The organism is Bradyrhizobium sp. 17, assembly GCF_023073515.1.
Lineage (GTDB): Bacteria > Pseudomonadota > Alphaproteobacteria > Rhizobiales > Xanthobacteraceae > Bradyrhizobium > Bradyrhizobium canariense_D.
Genome location: NZ_JADPJQ010000124.1, coordinates 194,327 through 215,487, shown reverse-complemented (window position 1 = coordinate 215,487; position 21,161 = coordinate 194,327). Strand labels below are relative to the sequence as shown.

The 21,161-nt window shown below is 64.1% G+C and carries 20 protein-coding genes and 1 riboswitch; of the genes, 10 read left to right on the top strand and 10 right to left on the bottom strand.

Features of this window, described 5'->3' with window-relative positions; genetic code table 11:
* Positions 1 to 20 precede the first annotated feature (20 nt).
* Positions 21 to 770 (top strand): hypothetical protein, encoded by a 750-nt coding sequence (locus IVB13_RS31105; RefSeq protein ID WP_247491187.1) that lies wholly within the window; start codon positions 21 to 23, stop codon positions 768 to 770.
* 171 nt (positions 771 to 941) lie between these two features.
* Complete coding sequence (locus IVB13_RS31100; RefSeq protein ID WP_247491185.1) at positions 942 to 2,645, top strand: amidohydrolase; 1,704 nt, start codon at positions 942 to 944, stop codon at positions 2,643 to 2,645.
* Between the two features lie 60 nt (positions 2,646 to 2,705).
* On the opposite strand, the gene IVB13_RS31095 is transcribed toward IVB13_RS31100, so the two are convergent.
* Positions 2,706 to 3,905 carry a TrmJ/YjtD family RNA methyltransferase gene (locus IVB13_RS31095; protein WP_247491183.1) on the bottom strand — a complete coding sequence of 400 codons (1,200 nt, stop codon included), beginning with the start codon at positions 3,903 to 3,905 and terminating at the stop codon, positions 2,706 to 2,708.
* Between the two features lie 359 nt (positions 3,906 to 4,264).
* Between IVB13_RS31095 and IVB13_RS31090 the strand changes: the two genes are divergently transcribed.
* Positions 4,265 to 5,479: an NADP-dependent isocitrate dehydrogenase gene (locus IVB13_RS31090; protein ID WP_018456365.1), complete on the top strand. Its 1,215-nt coding sequence runs from the start codon at positions 4,265 to 4,267 to the stop codon at positions 5,477 to 5,479.
* Between the two features lie 99 nt (positions 5,480 to 5,578).
* The gene (locus tag IVB13_RS31085; RefSeq protein ID WP_247491181.1) at positions 5,579 to 6,073 is read left to right on the top strand and encodes a DUF3455 domain-containing protein; all 495 of its coding nucleotides are present in this window, start codon (positions 5,579 to 5,581) and stop codon (positions 6,071 to 6,073) included.
* Between the two features lie 4 nt (positions 6,074 to 6,077).
* On the opposite strand, the gene IVB13_RS31080 is transcribed toward IVB13_RS31085, so the two are convergent.
* Together IVB13_RS31080 and alaS are read right to left on the bottom strand one after the other, a co-directional pair.
* Positions 6,078 to 7,304 carry a cyclic nucleotide-gated ion channel gene (locus IVB13_RS31080; RefSeq protein ID WP_247491179.1) on the bottom strand — a complete coding sequence of 409 codons (1,227 nt, stop codon included), beginning with the start codon at positions 7,302 to 7,304 and terminating at the stop codon, positions 6,078 to 6,080.
* A 4-nt stretch (positions 7,305 to 7,308) separates the two neighbouring features.
* On the bottom strand, positions 7,309 to 10,002 hold the full coding sequence (alaS, locus tag IVB13_RS31075; protein WP_247491177.1) for an alanine--tRNA ligase: 2,694 nt from the start codon (positions 10,000 to 10,002) through the stop codon (positions 7,309 to 7,311).
* Between the two features lie 222 nt (positions 10,003 to 10,224).
* Positions 10,225 to 10,314, top strand: a riboswitch (glycine riboswitch).
* A 159-nt stretch (positions 10,315 to 10,473) separates the two neighbouring features.
* Between alaS and gcvT the strand changes: the two genes are divergently transcribed.
* The 3 genes from gcvT to gcvP all read left to right on the top strand — a co-directional run bounded on the left by gcvT (position 10,474) and on the right by gcvP (position 15,024).
* A complete protein-coding gene (gene gcvT, locus IVB13_RS31070) occupies positions 10,474 to 11,622 on the top strand; it encodes a glycine cleavage system aminomethyltransferase GcvT (protein WP_247491175.1) in 1,149 nt (382 codons plus the stop codon).
* Positions 11,623 to 11,633: 11 nt separating this feature from the next.
* Complete coding sequence (gcvH, locus tag IVB13_RS31065) at positions 11,634 to 12,002, top strand: glycine cleavage system protein GcvH (RefSeq protein ID WP_085349374.1); 369 nt, start codon at positions 11,634 to 11,636, stop codon at positions 12,000 to 12,002.
* Between the two features lie 157 nt (positions 12,003 to 12,159).
* Positions 12,160 to 15,024, top strand: a complete 2,865-nt coding sequence (gene gcvP, locus IVB13_RS31060) for an aminomethyl-transferring glycine dehydrogenase (protein WP_247475907.1) — start codon at positions 12,160 to 12,162, stop codon at positions 15,022 to 15,024.
* A 133-nt stretch (positions 15,025 to 15,157) separates the two neighbouring features.
* On the opposite strand, the gene IVB13_RS31055 is transcribed toward gcvP, so the two are convergent.
* From IVB13_RS31055 to recA, 4 genes are all read right to left on the bottom strand, one after another.
* Positions 15,158 to 16,150, bottom strand: a complete 993-nt coding sequence (locus IVB13_RS31055; RefSeq protein WP_247475863.1) for a hypothetical protein — start codon at positions 16,148 to 16,150, stop codon at positions 15,158 to 15,160.
* Positions 16,151 to 16,159: 9 nt separating this feature from the next.
* A complete protein-coding gene (locus IVB13_RS31050; RefSeq protein WP_247491173.1) occupies positions 16,160 to 16,678 on the bottom strand; it encodes a hypothetical protein in 519 nt (172 codons plus the stop codon).
* A 96-nt stretch (positions 16,679 to 16,774) separates the two neighbouring features.
* Positions 16,775 to 17,146 (bottom strand): hypothetical protein, encoded by a 372-nt coding sequence (locus tag IVB13_RS31045; protein WP_247491171.1) that lies wholly within the window; start codon positions 17,144 to 17,146, stop codon positions 16,775 to 16,777.
* 103 nt (positions 17,147 to 17,249) lie between these two features.
* A complete protein-coding gene (gene recA, locus IVB13_RS31040; RefSeq protein WP_026233157.1) occupies positions 17,250 to 18,338 on the bottom strand; it encodes a recombinase RecA in 1,089 nt (362 codons plus the stop codon).
* Positions 18,339 to 18,597: 259 nt separating this feature from the next.
* Between recA and IVB13_RS31035 the strand changes: the two genes are divergently transcribed.
* Positions 18,598 to 18,765: a hypothetical protein gene (locus IVB13_RS31035; RefSeq protein WP_018456375.1), complete on the top strand. Its 168-nt coding sequence runs from the start codon at positions 18,598 to 18,600 to the stop codon at positions 18,763 to 18,765.
* Positions 18,766 to 19,391: 626 nt separating this feature from the next.
* Here IVB13_RS31035 and IVB13_RS31030 read toward each other — a convergent pair.
* Positions 19,392 to 19,649 carry a DUF2798 domain-containing protein gene (locus tag IVB13_RS31030; RefSeq protein ID WP_247491169.1) on the bottom strand — a complete coding sequence of 86 codons (258 nt, stop codon included), beginning with the start codon at positions 19,647 to 19,649 and terminating at the stop codon, positions 19,392 to 19,394.
* Positions 19,650 to 19,848: 199 nt separating this feature from the next.
* Here IVB13_RS31030 and IVB13_RS31025 point away from each other — a divergent pair, with 199 nt between their 5' ends.
* Positions 19,849 to 20,037 carry a hypothetical protein gene (locus tag IVB13_RS31025; RefSeq protein WP_247491420.1) on the top strand — a complete coding sequence of 63 codons (189 nt, stop codon included), beginning with the start codon at positions 19,849 to 19,851 and terminating at the stop codon, positions 20,035 to 20,037.
* A 204-nt stretch (positions 20,038 to 20,241) separates the two neighbouring features.
* Positions 20,242 to 20,475, top strand: coding sequence for a hypothetical protein (locus tag IVB13_RS31020; protein ID WP_018456379.1), 234 nt, complete (start codon positions 20,242 to 20,244; stop codon positions 20,473 to 20,475).
* A gap of 9 nt (positions 20,476 to 20,484) precedes the next feature.
* Here the strand turns inward: IVB13_RS31020 and IVB13_RS31015 are convergent, their stop codons facing one another.
* Both IVB13_RS31015 and IVB13_RS31010 read right to left on the bottom strand, forming a co-directional pair.
* Complete coding sequence (locus tag IVB13_RS31015; RefSeq protein WP_007612182.1) at positions 20,485 to 20,739, bottom strand: hypothetical protein; 255 nt, start codon at positions 20,737 to 20,739, stop codon at positions 20,485 to 20,487.
* 106 nt (positions 20,740 to 20,845) lie between these two features.
* The gene (locus IVB13_RS31010) at positions 20,846 to 21,157 is read right to left on the bottom strand and encodes a hypothetical protein (protein ID WP_026233159.1); all 312 of its coding nucleotides are present in this window, start codon (positions 21,155 to 21,157) and stop codon (positions 20,846 to 20,848) included.
* Positions 21,158 to 21,161 lie beyond the last annotated feature (4 nt).

The window sequence follows — 21,161 nt, the reverse complement described above, 5'->3', positions numbered from 1 at the left end:
GGGAAGAGAGAACAAACCGGATGACACAGATCATCATCGACAAACGCTTTTGCGGTCCTCCGAACTCCGGCAACGGCGGCTATGTCTGCGGCCGGCTCGCCCGCCACATTCCCGGCGCCGCGGAGATAACGCTGCGCGCACCGCCGCCGCTGGACACACCGCTCGATGCGGCCGCAACCGACGACGGCACATGGGAGCTTCGCGACGGCGACAAGATCGTCGCGACCGGGCAGCCGGCAAGCGTCGAGCTCAAGCGGCTGGAGACAGCCAGCTTCGAGGAAGCCTGCGCCGCCGAACTGCTGACCCCGGTGAAGCCGCACGAGCATCCATTGCCGACATGTTTCGTCTGCGGTCCGGCAAGGGCGAAAGGCGACGGCTTGCGCATTTTTGCCGGCTCGCTCCGTGGTCACAACGCCGTTCTCGCGGCGAGCTGGACGCCGGATCAGAATCTCGCCGCCGACGACGGCCTCGTCGCGCCGGAATTCCTCTGGTCGGCGCTCGACTGCCCCACCGGTTTTGCCTGCAATTGCGACCCACAGAGCGGCGGCTTCGACAAGGCACCGCTGCTGCTGGGGCGAATGTCAGCACGGATCGAAGCCCGCCCGCGCCCGGGAGAACGCTGCATCATCACGGCCTGGCCCATCGGCCGCGACGGCCGCAAACGCGCGGCCGAAGCTGCGCTTCACGATGAAGCCGGGAGATTGCTGGCGGTGGCGCGAGCGACATGGATTGCGGTCCAGCGCGAAGTGCAGCTCGGACGTCCTTCGTAGAGGGGACATGGGTGCCCGGTACCAGGAGGGCCAGCTTTCCAGCTAACCACGGGAGCACTCCACTTTGGCCACCGTGCGACGCTGCCAAGCCTCGAGAAGCGTTGAACCCACGTTTAATCAAAGATACTCTTGCAGTTGTCGCCAAGCAAAAAAGATCCAAGAGGGTACGCGATGGTCCGCAAGTTAAAGGCATTTGCAATCCTTGCTACGGGCATGTTCATCGCTGGCGTCGCAAATGCCGAGGCACAGCAGCCGGAGCTTAATGCGCCTGACCTGGTCCTCGTTAATGGCAAGGTTCTGACCTTAGACGACCGATCGACCGTCACGGAGGCAGTCGCCGTCGCGGATGGAAAGATCATCGCGACCGGAACCAGTGCTTCGATCAAGGCGCTTGCAGGCGCCCGGACCCGCGTGCTCGATGTGTCTGGCAAGACCGTCATCCCCGGATTGATCGATACACACGCTCACTTCAAGGCCGCTGGTCTGGGCGACTATGTCGTAACCCTGGGCCGAGCCAAGACCGTTGCGGACGCGCTCGAGGCCATCAAATCGTTCGTCACCAAGAAGAAGCCGGGTGAGTGGATTGTAGGTGGCGCGTGGCACCCGCCCTCGCAATTGGCCGAGAAGCGCTATCTCACGAGGCAGGAGATCGATAGCGTTGCTCCGAACAACCCGGTCTATCTTCGCACCGTCGGGCATTTCTCGATGGCGAACACCATGGCTCTACAAGTGGTCGGTGTCGACAAGACCACCTCGGATCCGAGTGGTGGAAAGTTTGAACGCGACGCAGCCGGTGAATTGACCGGCGTGCTCGTGGAGACGGCGATCGATCGGGTCGAGAAGGCCGTACCACCCTGGACAGAAGACGACGAAATGCGGCAATTCACCATCGCCGAAGGTGTGCTGAACAGCTTCGGCATCACCAGTGTGATCGAAGGCGCAACAGAGCCGCGCGATGTCCGCACGCTGCAGAAGCTTGTCGCAGCCGGGAAAGCCACTTTGCGCACCGGCGTGATGTTTCGACCGGAGCCCCCAGCCGATGTGACGGCATGGGAAGCGATCATGTCAGGCAATGGGGCCTCATCAGGCTTCGGCGACGATTGGCTCAAGTTCGCGGGCATCAAGATCTTTTACGACGGCGGCATGACGCTGAAGACAGCGCTCATGCGTGACGTGTATCCCGATTCACACGACAACTATCACGGCATCACGCAGCAGACTCCCGAGCGGCTGAAGCAACTCATCTCCGTCTGCAACCGTTATGACTGGCGTGTCGGTGTCCACGTGGTGGGCGATCTGGGTATTGACCAGGTGCTCGATGCCTTCGAGGCAGCGGATAAAGAAAAATCGATCCGCGACCGTCGCTTCGTCCTCATCCACGCCAGCCTGATCCGGCCAGAACAGATGGAGCGTGCGCAAAGACTGGGAGTCCGCATAGATTTCCAGAACGTTTTCATGTGGGATAAGGCAGCGACCGTCGAACGATTTCTCGGGAAAGCAACCGCCGACCGCGCCGTGCCGACTAGGACGTTGATCGAAAAAATGGGGCTCAACAGCCTCGGCGCCGGGACGGATTTTCCGGTCAACCCGATCAACCCCTTCCTCAACATGTACATCATGGTCACCAGGAAGGACCCCAACGGAAACGTCTACGGCTCGGCAGAAACCATCACGCGCGAGCAGGCCCTCCGGCTCTACAGCAGCGCGGCTTCGCGTTATACGTTCGATGAAGCGCGCAAAGGGACCATTGAGCCCGGAAAGCTGGCGGACATCGTGGTGCTCTCTGCTGACTACGCGGCCGTGCCGGAGGAGCAGATCAAGGACATCAAGGTGGACCTGACCCTGGTCGGCGGCAAGGTGGTCCTCCAGCGCTGAACCGGCCCTGATCGGCCAAGGTGAGCGACAGAGACCATTCGCTCTGCTTCCCGACGAAATCTACACGCTCTCCTCGATCATCCCCTGCAACCGTACCAGCTCCGCCTCGAGATCCCGCTCCACGTCCGCAGCCCGCATCTCGATCACGCGATAATCGCGCGCCTCGAGCCACGCCCGCCGCGACGCGCGATCCGCGACGATCGTCTCGTTCTCGCCCGTGTTCACCAGTTCGATCGCGATCCGGTGCGGGAACGAGACGAAGTCCGGGATATGCCGCCCCACAGGAGTCTGGCGCTTGAACTGGCCTGCGAAGCGGCGGTCGCGTGTAAGGGCCTGCCACAGCAGCCGCTCGGCATCGGTTGGGTTGCGGCGGAGCAGACGGGCGAGGCCGCGCACGGTGGAGCCGCTGTCGGGCACGCCGCCACCCTGCCCGTGCTCGGCCAACAGCGCGCGCAGGCGCGTTGCCTGCTCGCCGTCGAGCACGCCGCCCTTGGCCGGTCCTTTCCGTCCCTCCGCGATCGCCATCACCACGCCGTGCAGGGTGTGCATGTCCTGTTTGGTCGGCTCCATCCGGGTGAAGATGTTGCGCAGGTTCACCAGCATGGTGTCGCGCTTCTCGGCCGGGCGCAGAAATTCGACCCGGTCGAGTTCGCGGATGAGATTGTCGAAGAAGGCCTGCATCTGGTGCTGCGAGGCGCGCTCGGAGCGCTCCGGCATGGCGTGCGGCAGCTCGCCGGAGGTCGCCCGCTTGAACCATTCGTAGCCGACCAGCAGCACCGCTTGGGCGAGGTTGAGCGAGGCAAAGCCCGGATTGACCGGGAAGGTAATGATGCGGTTGGCGAGCCCGACCTCCTCATTGGTCAGGCCCCAGCGCTCCCGGCCGAACAGGATACCGGCCTTGCCGCCGGCGGCGGCGTGCCCGGAAATCTCGCTAGCTGCGGCTTCCGGTCCCACCACCGGCTTGGCCTGGTCGTGGGGACGCGCGGTGGTGGCGAACAGCAGGTCGAGGTCGGCGACGGCCTCACCGACCGTGTCAAACAATTCGACCTTGTCCAGAATATAGTCGGCCCCGGCGGCGGCGCGCTGGGCGGCGATGTTGGGCCAGCCGTCGCGAGGGTTGACGATGCGCAATCGGCTCAGCGCGAAATTGCCCATGGCGCGCGCGGCCATGCCGATGTTTTCGCCCAGCTGCGGCTCGACCAGGATCACGATGGGACCGTCGAGGGAAAGGCCCGCCTTGCTCTTGTCAGTCCCGGACATCTCGTTTCGCTTTCACACTGGTTCTCAAGGTCTTGGACAGGCGCTCTTCATGAACTGATTCAAGGCCGGTCCTGACCTGGTCTTGACTTCGGTCTTGGGCCGGCTGCCCGTTCGCCTGTCGTTTGCCTGTCCTGACAAAATTCTCAAGGGAAATAACGGGTTGGATTCGACTTTTGAATCTCGCCTGATACCTCAGCCCGGTCCCCGCGGCAGGGCTGCTCCCGCCCCCCATCTGCGGAGGCTGGATGAGCTAAAAGTGCATAATCCCTTGGCTTTCGCCGGCCGCGTCCCGGTGCTAAGAGGCGGCGGATATTCCCGTGGCGCGCCACAAGCGCCGTTCCCAAGAGGCTTCCCCGATCATGGCAAAAATCAAGGTGTCCAACCCCGTCGTCGAACTCGATGGCGACGAGATGACCCGGATCATCTGGCAGTACATCAAGGACAAGCTGATCAACCCGTTCCTGGATGTCGAGCTGCAATATTTCGACCTGGGAATGGAGTACCGCGACCACACCAACGATCAGGTCACGATCGACGCCGCCGAGGCGATCAAGAAGGTCGGCGTCGGCGTCAAGTGCGCCACCATCACCCCGGACGAAGCCCGGGTGAAGGAGTTCAACCTCAAGCAGATGTGGAAGTCGCCGAACGGCACCATCCGCAACATCCTCGGCGGCGTGATCTTCCGCGAGCCGATCATCTGCAAGAACGTGCCGCGCCTGGTTCCCGGCTGGACCAAGCCGATCATCATCGGCCGCCACGCCTATGGCGACCAGTATCGCGCCACCGACATCAAGTTCCCGGGCAAGGGTACGCTGACGATGAAGTTCGTCGGCGAGGACGGCACCGTCATCGAGAAGGAAGTGTTCAAGACCCCGGGCGCCGGCGTCGCGATGCAGATGTACAATCTCGACGACTCCATCATCGACTTCGCCCGCGCATCGTTGAATTACGGCCTGCTGCGCAACTACCCGGTCTATCTCTCGACCAAGAACACGATCATGAAGGTCTATGACGGCCGCTTCAAGGACATCTTCCAGGACATCTACGAGCGCGAGTTCAAGAAGGAGTTCGACGCCAAGGGCTTGACCTACGAGCACCGCCTGATCGACGACATGGTCGCCTCCGCGCTGAAATGGTCCGGCGGCTATGTCTGGGCCTGTAAGAACTACGACGGCGACGTGCAGTCCGACACGGTGGCGCAGGGCTACGGCTCGCTCGGCCTGATGACCTCGGTCCTCCTCACTCCCGACGGCAAGACGGTGGAAGCCGAAGCCGCCCACGGCACTGTGACCCGCCACTATCGCGAGCACCAGAAGGGCAAGGAGACCTCGACCAACTCGATCGCGTCGATCTTCGCCTGGACCCGCGGCCTGTCGCACCGCGCCAAGCTCGACAACAATGCCGAGCTCGCCAAGTTCGCCAACACCCTGGAGAAGGTCTGCGTCGACACTGTCGAGGAAGGCTACATGACCAAGGACCTCGCGCTCCTGGTCGGCGCCGACCAGCGCTGGCTCTCGACCACCGGCTTCCTCGACAAGGTCGCCGAGAACCTCGGCAAGGCGCTGGCGGCGTAAGCCGTCCGCAATTTCGCCCGACTGGGCCGGACATCATCACGGGCCGCGTCGCAAGCGCGGCCCGTTCGCTTATTTGGACCTTTGCGCGGAGATGCGACCATGTCGATCAAGCTTGCCGTCCCCTGCCTGTTGCTGCTCGCTGGACCGGCTGTGGCCGCCGACCCGCTTCCCGACGCCATCGCCGCGCCCGGCGAGAGCATCGTGCTCAGCGTCCACGCCGAGGGCGCGCAGGTCTATGAATGCAAGGCCGGCACCGACGGCAAGCTCGCCTGGGCTTTTCGTGAACCGATCGCCACCCTGCTCGCCGAGGGCAAGACGATCGGCCGGCACTATGCCGGACCGAACTGGGAGCATGCCGACGGCAGCGCCGTGGCCGCCAAGGCCGCCGGCAATGCGCCGGGTACCACTGCCGCCGACATTCCCTGGCTTAAGCTGGGAGTGACCGCCCACCGCGGCAGCGGCGTCCTCACGCCCGTTACCACGGTTCAGCGCATCAACACCCATGGCGGCAAGCTCGACGGCGCGTGCGACAAGGCCGGCGACTTCAAGAGCGCGCCCTATTCGGCCGACTACGTCTTCCTGAAGAAGGGCTGAGCCCTCAGCGGTCGGTGCCGTCGCGCTCCACCTGCGCCAGCTCCGCCACTGCAAGGTCGCCGCTGCCCTCCAGCCGCGCCTTTGCCGTCTTGTGGACGTGCGCGGCGAGCGTCGGCATGCGTTCGATCAAGGCGTGAAAGTCCTGGGCGTCGAGCACCAGCAGCCGGGTCTTGCGTGTCGCCGTCACCGTGCCGCTGCGTTTTGTCTTATGCAGCAGCGCGATCTCGCCGAAGAACGTGCCATCCGCGAGCCGCACCTGCTGGTTCGGCAGCGCGATCTCGACCTCGCCGGCGGTGATGAAATACATCGACGAGGCCGCATCGCCCCGCCGCACCAGGATCTCGCCCTGCTCGATCGTGCGCGCCCGCAGCAGCCGCATGATGTCGGCGATCTCGGATGCGCTGAGATGCGAGAACAGCGGCACCCGCGCCAGCATGCCCCAGGTGACCACGAAGTCGCGCCGCTTCAGCTCTTCCGCAAAGGCGGTCGAGATGATCGCGACCGGCAGCGCGATCATGGCAAAGCCGCTGATGATGGTGAAGACGGAGATGAATTTACCGAGCGCCGTCACCGGCACGACGTCGCCGTAGCCGACGGTGCCGAGCGTCACGATCGCCCACCACATCGCCTGCGGAATGGTGCCGAGCTTGTCCGGCTGCACGTCGCGCTCGATGGCGTAGAGCAGCGAGGCAAACGTCAGAACCGCGCCGATCAGGATGACGATGCAGCCGATCAGCGCCCGCCGCTCGGCGTGCACGGCCGCAAGCAGCGAACGCATCGCCGGCGAGTAGCGCACCAGCTTGAAGAACGGCAGCACGCCGAGCGCTGCCAGCGTGGCATGCCGGCCCGTGGCGAGCACGACCGCAGCCGGCAGGAACGCGAGGAGATCGATGATGCCGAGTGCGGAGAAGACATAGCCGAGCCGGTCGGACAGCGCGGACGCCGGGCGCTGGGTATGGCCCGCCACCGTCCACAGCCGCGCCGCATATTCCAGCGCGAACACGATCACGGACAGGATGGTGATGGCCGCGAACAGCGCGCCGAATTGCGCGTCCAGCTCCGGCACCGAGGCAAGGATCATCGCGATCACGTCGAGCACGATGACGCCAATGATCAGCTGGATGAAGCGCGACCCGACCGAGTAGGCCAGCGGATCGTGCTCCAGCAATTCGTAGAGGCGATCCCTCAGATTGGGATCAGTTGAGCCACGTCCTCGCGGAACGGGGCGCACCTGCTTACGCGCCGGCCGATTTTTGTTCAGCCATGGCTTTTTCGATCGCCGTGAGCGCCGCGGCCGCATTGGTGCCATCAGGGCCGCCGGCCTGCGCCATGTCGGGCCGCCCGCCGCCGCCCTTGCCGCCGAGCGCTTCGGAGGCGACCTTCACCAGATTGACCGCATTGAAACGCGAAGTGAGGTCCGCGGTGACGCCGACCACGACGCCGGCCTTGCCATCCTCGGTGACGCCGACGATAGCGACGACGCCGGAGCCGATCTGCTTCTTGCCGTCGTCGGCAAGGCTCTTGAGATCCTTCATCTCGATGCCCTCGACCGCGCGCGCCATCAGCTTGACGTCGCCGACTTCGCGCACACCTGAGGCCGCGCCGTTGCTCGAAGCTGCACCGCTGCCCATCGCCAGCTTCTTGCGGGCGTCGGAGAGTTCGCGCTCGAGCTTCTTGCGCTCCTCCATCAGAGCGGCAATGCGCGCCGGGACGTCGTCGATCGAGGTGCGCAGCTCGTGGGCCGCGGTCTTCGCCAGCGCCATGGTGTCGTTGGCGTGTTTTCGCGCGTAGTTGCCGGTTAAAGCCTCGATGCGGCGCACGCCGGAGGCGACCGCGCTCTCGCCCGTCAGCGTGATCAGCCCGATGTCGCCGGTCCGCCTGACATGCGTGCCGCCGCAAAGTTCGACCGACCAGCCGGGTGCGTTGGCGCCGCGCTCGCGCGCGGTCCGGCCCATCGAGACGACGCGAACCTCGTCGCCATATTTCTCGCCGAACAGGGCGCGTGCGCCGGCCTCACGGGCCTCGTCCACGCCCATGACGCGGGTCGAGACTTCGTCATTCTCCAGCACCACCTCGTTGGCGATGTCCTCGACGCGCGCGAGCTCTTCCGCCGTGATCGGCTTCGGATGCACGAAGTCAAAACGTAAACGATCCGGCGCGACCATCGAGCCGCGCTGGGCGATGTGGTCGCCGAGCACCTGGCGCAGCGCCTCGTGGATGAGATGGGTCGCCGAATGATGCGCGCGGATCGAAAAGCGCCTGCCGTGATCCACTTCGAGCTGCAGCGCGGTGCCGAGCTTCAGCTCGCCGCTCTCCAATGTGCCGACGTGAACGAAGAAATCACCGAGCTTCTTCTGGGTGTCGGTGACGCGGAAGTTGATGCCGCCCTCGCCGGTCAATACGCCGGTGTCGCCGACCTGGCCGCCGGACTCCGCGTAGAACGGCGTCTGGTTCAGCACGATCGCGCCCGTCTCGCCGGCCTTGAGGCTCGTGGCTTCCTTGCCGTCCTTGACCAGCGCAGTCACCACGCCTTCGGCAGTCTCGGTCTCGTAACCCAGGAATTCGGTTGCGCCCAGCTTCTCACGCAGCGGGAACCAGATCGCCTCGGAAGCCGCTTCGCCAGACCCCTTCCAGGACTCGCGCGCCTTGGCCTTCTGACGCTCCATCGCGTCAGTGAAGGAGGCCTGATCGACGCTGATGCCGCGCGACTTCAGCGCGTCCTGCGTCAAATCGAGCGGGAAGCCGTAGGTGTCGTACAGCGTGAAGGCGACGTCGCCGTCGAACATGTCGCCCTTCTTCAAGGACGCGCTCTTCTCGTCGAGAATGGCGAGGCCGCGCGTCAGCGTCTTGCGGAAGCGGGTTTCTTCCAGCCGCAGCGTTTCCTCGATCAGGTTTTCCGCGCGCATCAAATCCGGATAGGCCTGGCCCATCTCGCGCACCAGCGCCCAGACCAGCCGATGCATCAGCGGCTCTTGCGCACCGAGCAGCTGCGCATGGCGCATCGCGCGGCGCATGATCCGGCGCAGCACATAGCCGCGGCCCTCGTTCGAGGGCAGCACGCCGTCGGCGACGAGGAAGGCCGACGAACGCAGATGGTCGGCGATGACGCGGAACGAGGCCACGGTCTTCTCGTCCGGTCCGCTTCCCAGAGCCGACGCGGTCGCGTCGATCAAATGACGGAACAGGTCGGTCTCGAACACGCTGTCGACGCCCTGCATGATGCAGGCCATGCGCTCCAGCCCCATGCCGGTGTCGATCGAGGGACGCGGCAGCGCCACGCGCTCCTCCTTCGTGACCTGCTCATACTGCATGAAGACGAGATTCCAGAATTCGAGGAAGCGATCGCCATCCTCCTCAGGCGAGCCCGGAGGCCCGCCCCAGATGTGCTCGCCGCGATCGATGAAGATCTCCGAGCACGGCCCGCACGGCCCGGTGTCGCCCATCGCCCAGAAATTGTCCGAGGTCGGGATGCGGATGATGCGGTCCTCGGAGAAGCCCGCGATCTTCTTCCACAGCCCGGCCGCCTCGTCGTCGGTGTGGTAGACCGTGACGAGCAGCTTGTCTTTCTTGAGCCCGAATTCCTTCGTGATCAGCGTCCAGGCCAGCTCGATCGCGCGCTCCTTGAAATAGTCGCCGAAGGAGAAGTTGCCGAGCATCTCGAAGAAGGTGAGATGGCGCGCGGTGTAGCCGACATTGTCGAGGTCATTGTGCTTGCCGCCGGCGCGCACGCATTTCTGCGAGGTGGTGGCGCGCTGATAGGGCCGCTTCTCGACGCCGGTGAAGACGTTCTTGAACTGCACCATGCCGGCATTGGTGAACATCAACGTCGGATCGTTGCGCGGCACCAATGGCGAGGACGACACGATCTCGTGGCCGTTCTCGGCAAAGAAATTCAGAAAGGTCGACCTGATCTCGTTGACGCCGCTCATGTTCATCCAATCGGGTGTGCTTGCACCCGCCTTCCAGCCATCCAAACCGCAAGTTTGGGCTGATATCTGCGGGCCAATGCGCTTTTAGACAAGGCCAGCTTCGCTGTCCAGAAACTGTGCAGCCAGATCAAGGCGTTGCCGCAGTCGCGTAATCCGTTGGAAAGCCGCCGATGCCGCGTTGACAGGCTTGGCCGGCCTGTGGTCTTTACCTATCTGTATCGTACGGCCACGTCGGGAGAGACCGGCAATGGTAGCCGGCGCCGAAGGAGCAACCGCCCCGGAAACTCTCAGGCAAAAGGACCGCGTGGCTTTGACAGCATCTGGAAAGAGGCGCCGACGGGCCAAGACCTTTTAAAGGGTAGGTTCGGACAGCGTCCGCCGACGGGATAATACTCTCAGGCACAGCGACAGATGGGGCTTCGACTGGTGTCCACGGGAAATCGTTCCCGGGGAACCGCCGAGGGCCCCCCGATGCTTGCACGTGACGACAAAGATTCCCTGAAACGTACCCCCCTTTACGATCTTCATGTCTCGCTCGGCGGCAAGATGGTGCCGTTCGCGGGCTATGACATGCCCGTGCAATATTTGGCCGGAGTCCTGAAGGAGCACCTTCATACCCGCAACGCAGCCGGCCTGTTCGATGTGTCCCACATGGGCCAGATCGCACTCAGGCCGAAATCCGGCAAGGTCGAGGACGCCGCCCGCGCGCTGGAACGGCTGGTGCCGCAGGATATCTTGGCGATCGCGCCGGGCCGGCAGCGCTACGCCCAGTTCACCAATGCCGAGGGCGGGATTCTGGACGATCTGATGGTCGCCAATTTCGGCGATCACCTCTTCCTGGTCGTCAACGCCGCCTGCAAGGCCGAGGACGAGGCGCATCTGCGCGCGAATCTCTCGGACGATTGCGTCATCGAGCAGCTGACTGACCGCGCGCTGATCGCGCTTCAGGGGCCGAAGGCGGAATCGGCGCTGGCGAAATTGTGTGCAGAAGCACCCGCCATGAAATTCATGGATTCCGGCCCGCACAGGGTTGCCGGCCTCGACTGCTTCGTCTCGCGCTCAGGCTATACCGGCGAGGACGGCTTTGAGATTTCGGTTCCTGCCGGCGATGCCAAACGGCTCGCCAAGGCCCTGCTGGACAATCCGGACGTCATGCCGATCGGGCTCGGCGCCCGTGACAGCCTGCGGCTCGAGGCCGGGCTTTGTCTTTACGGCCACGACATCGACACCGCGACCACGCCGGTCGAGGCCGCACTGGAATGGTCGGTGCAGAAGAGCCGCCGCACCGGCGGCGCGCGTGCCGGGGGCTTCCCCGGCGCGGCAAAGATTCTCGCCCATTTCGACCATGGCGCATCCCGCCGCCGCGTCGGCCTGCGCACCGAGGGCCGCGCGCCGGTGCGCGAAGGCGCGCTGCTGTTTGCGGATGCGACCTCCGCCGAGCCGATCGGAAAGGTCACCTCGGGCGGTTTCGGCCCGAGCCTGAATGCGCCGGTCGCGATGGGCTATGTGCCGACAGCATCGAGCGCGATCGACACAAAACTCTTCGCCGAGGTGCGCGGCCAACGCCTGGCCGTGCAAATCGCCGCCATGCCCTTCGTGAAAAACACCTACAAACGCTGAGGACTGAGAAAATGACCACGACGCTCTACACCTCCGACCACGAATGGCTCGCGATCGACGGCGATGTCGCCACCGTCGGGATCACCGACTACGCGCAATCGCAGCTCGGCGACGTCGTGTTCGTCGAATTGCCCAAGCTCGGCCGCGTGCTGAAGAAGGCGGAAGCCGCCGCTGTCGTGGAATCGGTCAAGGCCGCATCGGACGTCTACGCGCCTGTTAGCGGTGAGGTGCTCGAGACCAACCCCGAGCTCGCGAGCGAGCCGGCGCTGGTGAACTCGGACGCGCAGGGCAATGCGTGGTTCTTCAAGATCAAGATGGCCGACAAGAGCGAGCTCGGCGGCCTCATGGATGAAGCGGCGTACAAGGCCCACACGGCGTGAAGATATGAGCCGAGCCGTCTCCCCATACTCACTGTCATGCCCCGCGAAGGCGGGGCATCGAGTAAACGCAGCCGCTTCGGCTAGAGCCGAGAGGCCGCGGCGTACTGGATCGCCCGCCTTCGCGGGCGATGACAGCAACTCCTAGCGAGGACCCATGATGACCGCGCACCGCAAATCCAACGGCGATACCACGAGCTTCGTTCGCCGCCACATCGGCCCCTCCACGCGCGACGTCACCGCGATGCTCGAGGCCGTCGGCGCAAACAGCGTCGACGCGCTGATGGCGCAGACGCTGCCGGCTTCGATCCGGCAGACTGCTCCACTCGATCTCGGCAAGCCCTTGAGCGAGACCGAGGCGATCGCGCATATGGCCGAACTCGCCGCCCAGAACCAGGTCTTCACCTCGTTGATTGGCCAGGGCTATTCTGGCACGATCCTGCCCGCGGTGATCCAGCGCAACATCTTGGAGAGCCCGGCCTGGTACACGGCCTACACGCCCTACCAGCCCGAGATCAGCCAGGGCCGGCTGGAGGCGCTGCTCAACTTCCAGACCATGATCTGTGACCTCACCGGGCTCGACGTCGCCAACGCCTCGCTGCTCGACGAAGCCACCGCGGCCGCCGAAGCGATGGCACTCGCCGAGCGGCACTCGCGGGTCGAAGCAAAGGCCTTCTTCGTCGACAAGGACGTGCATCCGCAGACGCTCGCCGTGATGCGCACCCGCGCGGAGCCGCTGGGCTGGACCCTGGTCGTCGGCGACCCCCTCACCGATCTCGACAAGACGGACGTGCTTGGCGCGCTGCTGCAATACCCGGGCTCGTCAGGCGCTGTGCGCGACCTCAGGCCCGCGATCGCCAGCCTGAAGGCCAAGGGCGCACTCGCGATCATTGCCGCCGATCTGCTGGCGCTGACACTGCTCGCCTCGCCCGGCGAGCTCGGCGCGGACATCGCCATCGGCTCGGCGCAACGTTTTGGCGTGCCGATGGGGTATGGCGGGCCGCACGCAGCCTATATGGCGGTGCGCGATGCGCTGAAGCGTTCGCTGCCCGGCCGCATCGTCGGCCTCTCCGTGGATTCGCGCGGAATGCCGGCCTATCGCCTCGCGCTGCAGACCCGCGAGCAGCACATCCGCCGCGAGAAGGCGACCTCCAACATCTGCACCGCGCAGGTGCTGCTCGCCGTGATCGCCTCGATGTATGCGGTCTATCACGGCCCCGAAGGCCTTTCGCAGATCGCGCGCAATGTGCATCGCCGCACGGCGGTGCTGGCTGCCGGCCTGCGCAAGCTCGGCTTTGCGCTGCAGTCCGACAGTTTCTTCGACACGCTCAGCGTGGATGCAGGTGGCAAACGCGCCGAGATCGTCGCCCGCGCCTCTGCCGAGAAGATCAATCTCGGTATTGGTGAGAGCGCTCTGCGCATCGCGCTCGACGAGACCACCACGCCCGCGACGGTCGAAGCGGTCTGGCGCGCCTTCGGCGGCCAGCTTGCCTATGCCGAGATCGACGCCACCACGCGCGAGGCGCTGCCGGAGACGCTCAAGCGCGCGACCTCTTTCCTCACTCACCCCGTGTTCCACGCGCATCGCTCGGAAACCGAGATGCTGCGCTACATGCGCAAGCTCAGCGATCGCGACCTCGCGCTCGACCGCGCGATGATCCCGCTCGGCTCGTGCACCATGAAGCTGAACGCGACCACCGAGATGATGCCGCTGACCTGGCCGGAATTCGGCAGCCTGCATCCGTTCGCCCCGCCTGAGCAGGCGAAGGGCTACTACGCGCTGTTCGCGCGGCTGGAAAAATGGCTGTGCGACATCACCGGCTATGACGCGATCTCGCTGCAGCCGAACTCGGGCGCGCAAGGAGAATATGCCGGGCTGCTCGCGATCCGCGGCTATCACGCGGCGCGTGGCGAGACGCATCGCAAGATCTGCCTGATCCCCTCCTCCGCGCACGGCACCAACCCGGCCTCGGCCGCGATGGTCGGCATGGACGTGGTGGTGGTCGCCTGCGAGAAGAACGGCGACGTCGACGTCAATGATCTCCGCGCCAAGGCCGAGAAGCATTCGAACGACCTCGCCGCGGTCATGATCACCTATCCCTCGACCCATGGCGTGTTCGAGGAGCACATCCGCGAGATCTGCGAGATCGTGCATGGCCATGGCGGGCAGGTCTATCTCGACGGCGCCAACCTCAACGCGCAGGTCGGCCTTAGCAGGCCCGGCGATTACGGCGCCGATGTCAGCCATCTCAACCTGCACAAGACCTTCTGCATCCCGCATGGCGGCGGCGGCCCGGGCATGGGCCCGATCGGCGTCAAGGCGCACCTCAAGCCGTTCCTGCCCGGTCATCCCGCGACGGATGGGAAAGCGCCTGTGGGGCCGGTCTCGGCCGCGCCGTTCGGCTCGGCTTCGATCCTCACCATCTCCTACATCTACATCCTGATGATGGGCGGCGAAGGCCTCAAGCGCGCCACCGAGATCGCGATCCTCAACGCCAACTACGTGGCTGCAAGGCTCGATGCGCATTTCCCAGTGCTCTACAAGAACGAGAAAGGCCGCGTCGCGCATGAGTGCATCGTCGATCCCCGCGCGTTGAAGACGACCTCAGGCGTCACCGTCGACGACATCGCCAAGCGCCTGATCGATTACGGCTTCCACGCGCCCACCATGAGCTTTCCGGTGCCGGGCACGCTGATGATCGAGCCGACCGAATCGGAATCCAGGGCGGAGCTCGATCGTTTCTGCGATGCCATGATCGCGATCCGGAAGGAAATCGCCGAGGTCGAGGCCGGCCGCTTCAAGATCGAGGCGTCGCCGCTCCGCCACGCCCCGCACACCGTGCACGACATCGCGGATGACGACTGGAAGCGCGCCTACACCCGCGCCGAGGGCTGCTTCCCCGCGGGCACCTCGCGCACCGACAAATACTGGAGCCCGGTCGGGCGCGTCGACAACGTCTATGGCGACCGCAACCTGGTGTGCTCCTGCCCGCCGGTGAGCGATTACGCGGAGGCGGCGGAGTAACCGTTTTGTAGGGTGGGTTAGCCACCGGCTGCGCGAAGCGCAGTCGCTGGCGTAACCCACCACTTCTGTCTCTGGCGAAATGGAAGAGGTGGGCTACACTTCGCTAACCCACCCTCCGGCACGGAACACGCATTTAGGGCGCAACCAACGAGCGGGTCTCGGGGTCCCACCGCCAGAGTCGCTCGTTGGTCAGGTGAGTGCCGCCCCACCAGCGATCAATCCGGTTGTGCCGGCGAAAATCCTGGTCGCCTCCCAACACCGCCTTTCCGAACTCGGTCAGCGTCAATTGCGACCGCTCGTACCGATCGAACTGACTTGAATCGTCGTGCATCTCTAGCGAAAACGGACCTTGATCCAGTCCCGACACGGCCGGCCTCTCGCACCGCGCAAGGCCGTCAAGCAGCGCTCCAACTTCCCAATAACCATACACATCCAGCCCGTTGCACTTCTGATGGCCCGGAAAGACATCGAAAGGCTGCATGCCGCCTCGCGCGATGAGCTGGAGTATCCGCGCTTCCGTGGCTCCAAGGCCTGAGGCGGGACGCGGAAGTTCGTTGAGCAGAGCCCTCACGTGAGGGGCGAGTTGTGGCAACCAGCTCAAATTGGTCTTGAAGAGATCCCTCCAACTTTGCGGGGTCGGCGCGCGATAGGCCCGCCATGCACGCTTGGCCGATTTGAGTTGACGAGGTGTGATCGCAACAGCCGGCGGGTAGAGTTCGCTTCGCGGTGGGTCGACATCCCTGACACCCAAGAACAGGGAGCGCACGACAAAGTCGGGATTTGCATCGTGTTGGCGGCCCCAATGATCGAGCAGCCAGAGCAGGATCAATTGCGCATTTGGCTCCGGCCCTCGCCAAAACTCGACCGTGTCATATTCCGCGAGCAGTTCAATCAGTCCTCGATCCTTCACGCCTGATTCCTCGAGACGCCAGGACGGCGTATCGTCGAGCCAGTGAAGCCCGCGGGGCTGTGTCGTACGCGGCGCAAAGAATGCGTCCAGCTCTGCATCGGCTGGCAACGGTCCCCAGACCAGCCGGCGCTCGATGGCAATCACGAGGTCGGCAAGGCCCGCCTGTTGAATAGCGCCGGCGATGGACGAGTCGGTCGTGACAATGAGCCGCGTCATGCCGTGGCCTCAAGGCTTCGTCAAAACATTACCGTAACGCCACAGCCGATCATTGGTCAGGTGCGTGCCGCCCCACCAGCGGTCGATCGGATTGTGGCGACTGAAATCTTCCTGATGGGCCAGGACGGCCCTGCCGAACTCGGTCAACGACAACCGGCTGCGGAGATAGACCTCGTGCCGAGCTCTTAAATTTTCGCGATCGATCGTGCGCAGTTCGTCGCCCAACCCGGCCACTACGGGCTTGGGGCCGAGCGCGAGCCCCTCGAGCAACGAACCCAACTCAAATTCTCCGAACCCATATGTGCGCCGTTGCGAGCGCAGGTGAAACAACGCATTCGTGTTTGCAAACCCTCTGGCAAGGAGCTCCAGAAATCGCATCTCGGTCGCACCGAGACCCGTGAAAGGCGACGGCAGTTCTGCCAAGAGATCGAGCAAGGCCGGGCGCAGCATCAGCAATGCACTGAGATCCTGGTGAAGGAGATCGACGCACGCCTCAGGGGTCATCGCGTGGTAGGCCGACCACGCCAACCGGGCAGTCTCGAACTCCTGGGCCCTAACAGGCACGGCATGAATGTGCGGCTCGGACGCAGCGAGATCCTCACCGTGTGCTGTCGTCAGCTCGGATCAGACAAGTCGAAGTCGAAGCTTTGGCACCAGCGAGGAGCAGGAGCTGAGGTGGTCCAGCAGGCAGACGAGCTGCAATTGATCCCGGGGAGCTGGGTCGAACCAAAGTTCAACCACGTCATATTGCTCGCAGAAGTCCGCAAGGGACAAGTCTTTGCGATCCTTGATGCTCTTGCGCCACCGGATGCCCCAATCAGACCAATGATCACCAGGCCCGAGATTCGCCGAACGCGGCGCGAAATAGGCTGCGAGCTTCTCGGGCGAGGGCAGCGGTCCCCACTCAAAGTGAAACGAGGATGAGATGACAAGCTCCGCCAACCCGGATCGTGCGAGCTGGCCTCCGGACGAACTGGTCAAGATCAGACGCTTCATCGCACCACCCGGTGCCCCCACGCCAAACGAAACAGGCGCCGAAGACGTCGGCAACTCAACGTCCTCAGCGCCCGCTCCTCGCGAAAAACTTTACTGTTGAAGCTTACTCGTCCGCCGGCTCCTCGCCGTCGGCGTCACGCTCGGGGCTGCCGGCCAGAATCTGCTCGGCGATCAGGCCGGAGTTCTGGCGGATCGAGGTCTCGATCTTGGCGGTGATGTCGGGGTTAGCCTTCAGGAACGCTTTCGAATTCTCGCGGCCCTGGCCAAGACGCTGGCTGTCATAGGAGAACCAGGCGCCGGATTTTTCGACGATGCCGGCCTTGACGCCGAGATCGAGGATCTCGCCCATCTTGGAGACGCCCTCGCCGTACATGATGTCGAACTCGACCTGCTTGAACGGCGGCGCCAGCTTGTTCTTGACGACCTTGACGCGCGTGGTGTTGCCGACCACTTCGTCACGCTCCTTGATCGCGCCGATGCGGCGGATGTCGAGGCGGACGGAGGCATAGAATTTCAGCGCATTGCCGCCGGTAGTCGTTTCGGGCGAGCCGTACATCACGCCGATCTTCATGCGGATCTGGTTGATGAAGATCACCATCGTATTGGACTTGTTGATGGACGCAGTCAGCTTGCGCAGCGCCTGGCTCATCAGACGCGCCTGCAGACCCGGCAGCGCATCGCCCATCTCGCCCTCGAGCTCGGCCTTCGGCACCAGCGCCGCGACCGAATCGATCACCAGCACGTCGACCGCGCCGGAGCGCACCAGCGTGTCGCAGATTTCCAGCGCCTGCTCGCCGGTGTCCGGCTGGGAGATCAGGAGTTCGTCGATATTGACGCCCAGCTTGCGCGCATAGACCGGGTCGAGCGCGTGCTCGGCGTCGATAAAGGCGCAGATGCCGCCCTTCTTCTGCCCTTCCGCCACCGTGTGCAGCGCCAGCGTGGTCTTGCCCGAGGATTCCGGCCCGTAGATCTCCACGACGCGCCCCTTCGGCAGGCCGCCGATCCCGAGCGCGATATCGAGCCCCAACGAGCCCGAAGAGACCGCCTCGACATCCATCGAACGGTCGTTCTTGCCGAGCTTCATCACCGAGCCCTTGCCGAACTGACGCTCGATCTGGGAGAGCGCGGCGGCGAGAGCTTTACTCTTGTCCATGGAGGATCCTTCGACGATACGCAGGGCAGTGGTGGACATCGGGTCGTGCTCCTTATGACGAGGATTCGCGTGAGGGACAAACGATTGGCGAGGTGGCGCGGCGATAAAAACAATGTACCCTATTTGTTCTAGGTTCGCAATATGTTCTTTTGCGATTTTGGCTGCTTGACGCGCATCAAAGACGGATGCGCTGTGCGCCGTCAGAATTCCGCAATCGTCCGGCACCGAACCTTTCGCGGTCTGCGGCCTTCTCCTGGATAGCCTCTTGGACGATACCGCAACTCTGGGGACTTCAGTCATGACGAACAACACGCATCACGATACGGCCCGGCGCACTCCGCTGCTCGAGGCGGCGCGGGAGGAGCTGAGCAAGTTCGAGCGTAAGGAAAACGAGTTCCGCAAGAAAGATCGCGAAGAGCGTGCCGCCGAACTCCGTTTGCCGCTGGACGCGATCAAGGTTCATTAGGCCGCTGGGACCGCGCTGGCGACGGTGCCGGAGCGGCCGCCCGTTGATCTCAGGAATCGGGATTCGGATAGCCGTGAAAGGCGAATCCGAGCCGATATGGTATCTAAATACTCACCAGTAAGCCATTGACTGGACGGGGAAATTTGTAGGCACACTACTGTGCATGGGGTTGTTTTCGCGTTTTTGAAAGGCGCGCACGGGCCTTTCCACCCTCGGAGCCATCTCCCGCACCCAACAGCGCCTACAGCAGAACCAGCAACCCGATGCCGATTACCAGCACGACGAAGCCAGCCGCCGTCGCGGCGGCGAATGACCGCTCTACGTTGTCCATGATGCCACCCCGTTGCCGGCACGCCACGTTTTCCCCCATGGCAGCACCGTCGCCGCGAAATCTCGCCTGCGGTTGTGTCCTGAGTTGTGCGAACGGATGTCGAAATTGGGACCGGTGCGGGGCCAGTCTGCGGCCCCCGCGCTCCGGCTTTTGCTGCCATCATTGGGCCTTGTCAGGCTGTCGTAAGCTGAACCGGCTAGGGTCGCCCGGCTATGGTGTTGCAGCCCAGCACCTCAGCCTCCAATAACCTTCTCCCCGCTTGGTTCTCCCAAGCGGGGTTTTTTCATTCCGATTTTCACGCCGGCCGGCCGGTTTGCGAACCGCCCTCCTCCTGCGTCAGCCGCAGCGAGAAGGCGCGGATCGCCGGCGCTGCGAGCAGCACGATCGGCAGCATCGCCGCCCATGCGATCAGCCACGACACCATCCAGTGCGCCAGGAAGTCCAGCGCGTTCCCTGCGGGAACGCTGGCGATGCCCGCGGCGATCAGCGAGGTCAGTCCGGACTGGATGATTCCGAACACGAAATGAGAATAGCGGCGGGGAATGCCCGGCATGACGCGTCCATGTTGCTTAGCCGCATCGGGCCAAGCAAGGCACATGCCGCCGCGTTCCGGAAGGCGCCCTTACCCATTCTCGGAACTCTGTTCTTGGCCGGAGAACCACGGGCATGAGGTCTCGCGCCGACGCGCGCGGCCGGCGTCTTTCGAATTTCGATTTCGTATGTTCCGGAGCGCGTGCGTTTGCGCGATAGCCGTGAGCGATCCGGGGCTTACCGACAGGTTTGGCTTTCCCTTGGAATATTATGCCGCCCAGCATGTTCTCAGCATCGGCGAGCAGATCAAGACCGGCAAGACCGAGACCAAGATCGATCTCTTGGCGATCCGACGGGTGCAGCTGCGCATCGATCGGGAGCTGAAGGCGATCGGGCGCAAAACCGCCTGAACGGCCGGACCGAGATCGTCGGCGGCATGGCGCCCCTGCGCGCCGCAGCCGCCATGACTTGAGCGCAGCATGGCTTGCAGGGCGCAAGCCGCGTCCATGGGGCTATTCCGTAGCCGACCGGAATTGATCTGCCGACGGTTTGGGATTGGACTGCCGGGATTATGGCCGTGGGGACGGAGCCATCAGGCGCGATCGGTGCGAACCATGCCGCTCTACTTCTTTCGAATCCGGAACGGCCGCTATTCCGGCTGTGCCGACCAGGCGTCGGAATTTGCCGATCGCGATTTGGCCTGGAAGGAGATGACAAGCGTCTGCGCCGACATGGCCGCCGGCATCGCCCGCAAGCTCCAGGAAAATTCCGAATGGAATATGGAGCTGCTGGACGAGGCCAAGGAGCCCGTATTCCGGATCCGCATCACATCCGAAACCTTCGAATAGGGGCCGGCCCTAATCCGCGCTGGGCAGCCGCCGCATCGTGAATTCGATGTCGCCGCCGGGCAGCTCGCGCCAGGTCTCGACCGCGCTCATATAGCCGGCCTTGGGGTAGCGGGCGAAGAAAGCCTGCGCCCTCTCCCGTGCCGCCGCGCGCGGCAGCGTGAAGGTCTCGCGCAGATAGCCGTCGCCGGCCGTCGGGCCGGGCTTGCCGCCCATTTTTCGCCGGCGCGCCATCCGCTCGGCGAGATCCCGCGGACGATCGGCCATGTTCTGCTCTCCTCGACGCGATACACTCCCGCGCAATGTAGGAAGCAGGCCGATCAAAGAGGAGTCCCGGCCGGAGGCATTCAACCGCCGCCGCTCGGGCGGAAGGTCAATTGGCAGTCGTGCCGGACTTCTTCTTCGGCGCACCGGTTGCGGCCGACGCCTTTGGCGCCGCCGACGGCTTCGGCGGGTCGGAGCGCATGCCACCCCAGGGATCGTTGGACGCCTTGGAGTCTGGAATCTTCTTCAGCGTTTCCTTGTAAGCCCTGTCACGCTCGGCCTCAGCGGCCTTCTCCTCGGGGGTCTTGCCAGGCCCCTCCTGCAGCAAATTGAGATTGGGCATTTGCGCATAAGCCGGTCCCGCCAGCACGGTCGGTCCCGCCAGAACAGCCAGCACCGCGGCCATACGGAAAAGCTTCATCATT

Bases quoted from the DNA above. Each gene is read 5' to 3' on its own strand.
- IVB13_RS31055 (WP_247475863.1), bottom strand. From the start codon at position 16,150: ATGACGCGGCTCATTGTCACGACCGACTCGTCCATCGCCGGCGCTATT.
- IVB13_RS31020 (WP_018456379.1), top strand. From the start codon at position 20,242: ATGCCGCTCTACTTCTTTCGAATCCGGAACGGCCGCTATTCCGGCTGT.
- recA (WP_026233157.1), bottom strand. From the start codon at position 18,338: ATGTCCACCACTGCCCTGCGTATCGTCGAAGGATCCTCCATGGACAAG.
- IVB13_RS31105 (WP_247491187.1), top strand. From the start codon at position 21: ATGACACAGATCATCATCGACAAACGCTTTTGCGGTCCTCCGAACTCC.
- alaS (WP_247491177.1), bottom strand. From the start codon at position 10,002: ATGAGCGGCGTCAACGAGATCAGGTCGACCTTTCTGAATTTCTTTGCC.
- IVB13_RS31030 (WP_247491169.1), bottom strand. From the start codon at position 19,649: ATGCCGGGCATTCCCCGCCGCTATTCTCATTTCGTGTTCGGAATCATC.
- IVB13_RS31010 (WP_026233159.1), bottom strand. From the start codon at position 21,157: ATGAAGCTTTTCCGTATGGCCGCGGTGCTGGCTGTTCTGGCGGGACCG.
- IVB13_RS31100 (WP_247491185.1), top strand. From the start codon at position 942: ATGGTCCGCAAGTTAAAGGCATTTGCAATCCTTGCTACGGGCATGTTC.
- gcvH (WP_085349374.1), top strand. From the start codon at position 11,634: ATGACCACGACGCTCTACACCTCCGACCACGAATGGCTCGCGATCGAC.
- IVB13_RS31015 (WP_007612182.1), bottom strand. From the start codon at position 20,739: ATGGCCGATCGTCCGCGGGATCTCGCCGAGCGGATGGCGCGCCGGCGA.
- gcvP (WP_247475907.1), top strand. From the start codon at position 12,160: ATGACCGCGCACCGCAAATCCAACGGCGATACCACGAGCTTCGTTCGC.
- IVB13_RS31035 (WP_018456375.1), top strand. From the start codon at position 18,598: ATGACGAACAACACGCATCACGATACGGCCCGGCGCACTCCGCTGCTC.
- IVB13_RS31090 (WP_018456365.1), top strand. From the start codon at position 4,265: ATGGCAAAAATCAAGGTGTCCAACCCCGTCGTCGAACTCGATGGCGAC.
- gcvT (WP_247491175.1), top strand. From the start codon at position 10,474: ATGCTTGCACGTGACGACAAAGATTCCCTGAAACGTACCCCCCTTTAC.
- IVB13_RS31045 (WP_247491171.1), bottom strand. From the start codon at position 17,146: ATGAAGCGTCTGATCTTGACCAGTTCGTCCGGAGGCCAGCTCGCACGA.
- IVB13_RS31085 (WP_247491181.1), top strand. From the start codon at position 5,579: ATGTCGATCAAGCTTGCCGTCCCCTGCCTGTTGCTGCTCGCTGGACCG.
- IVB13_RS31095 (WP_247491183.1), bottom strand. From the start codon at position 3,905: ATGTCCGGGACTGACAAGAGCAAGGCGGGCCTTTCCCTCGACGGTCCC.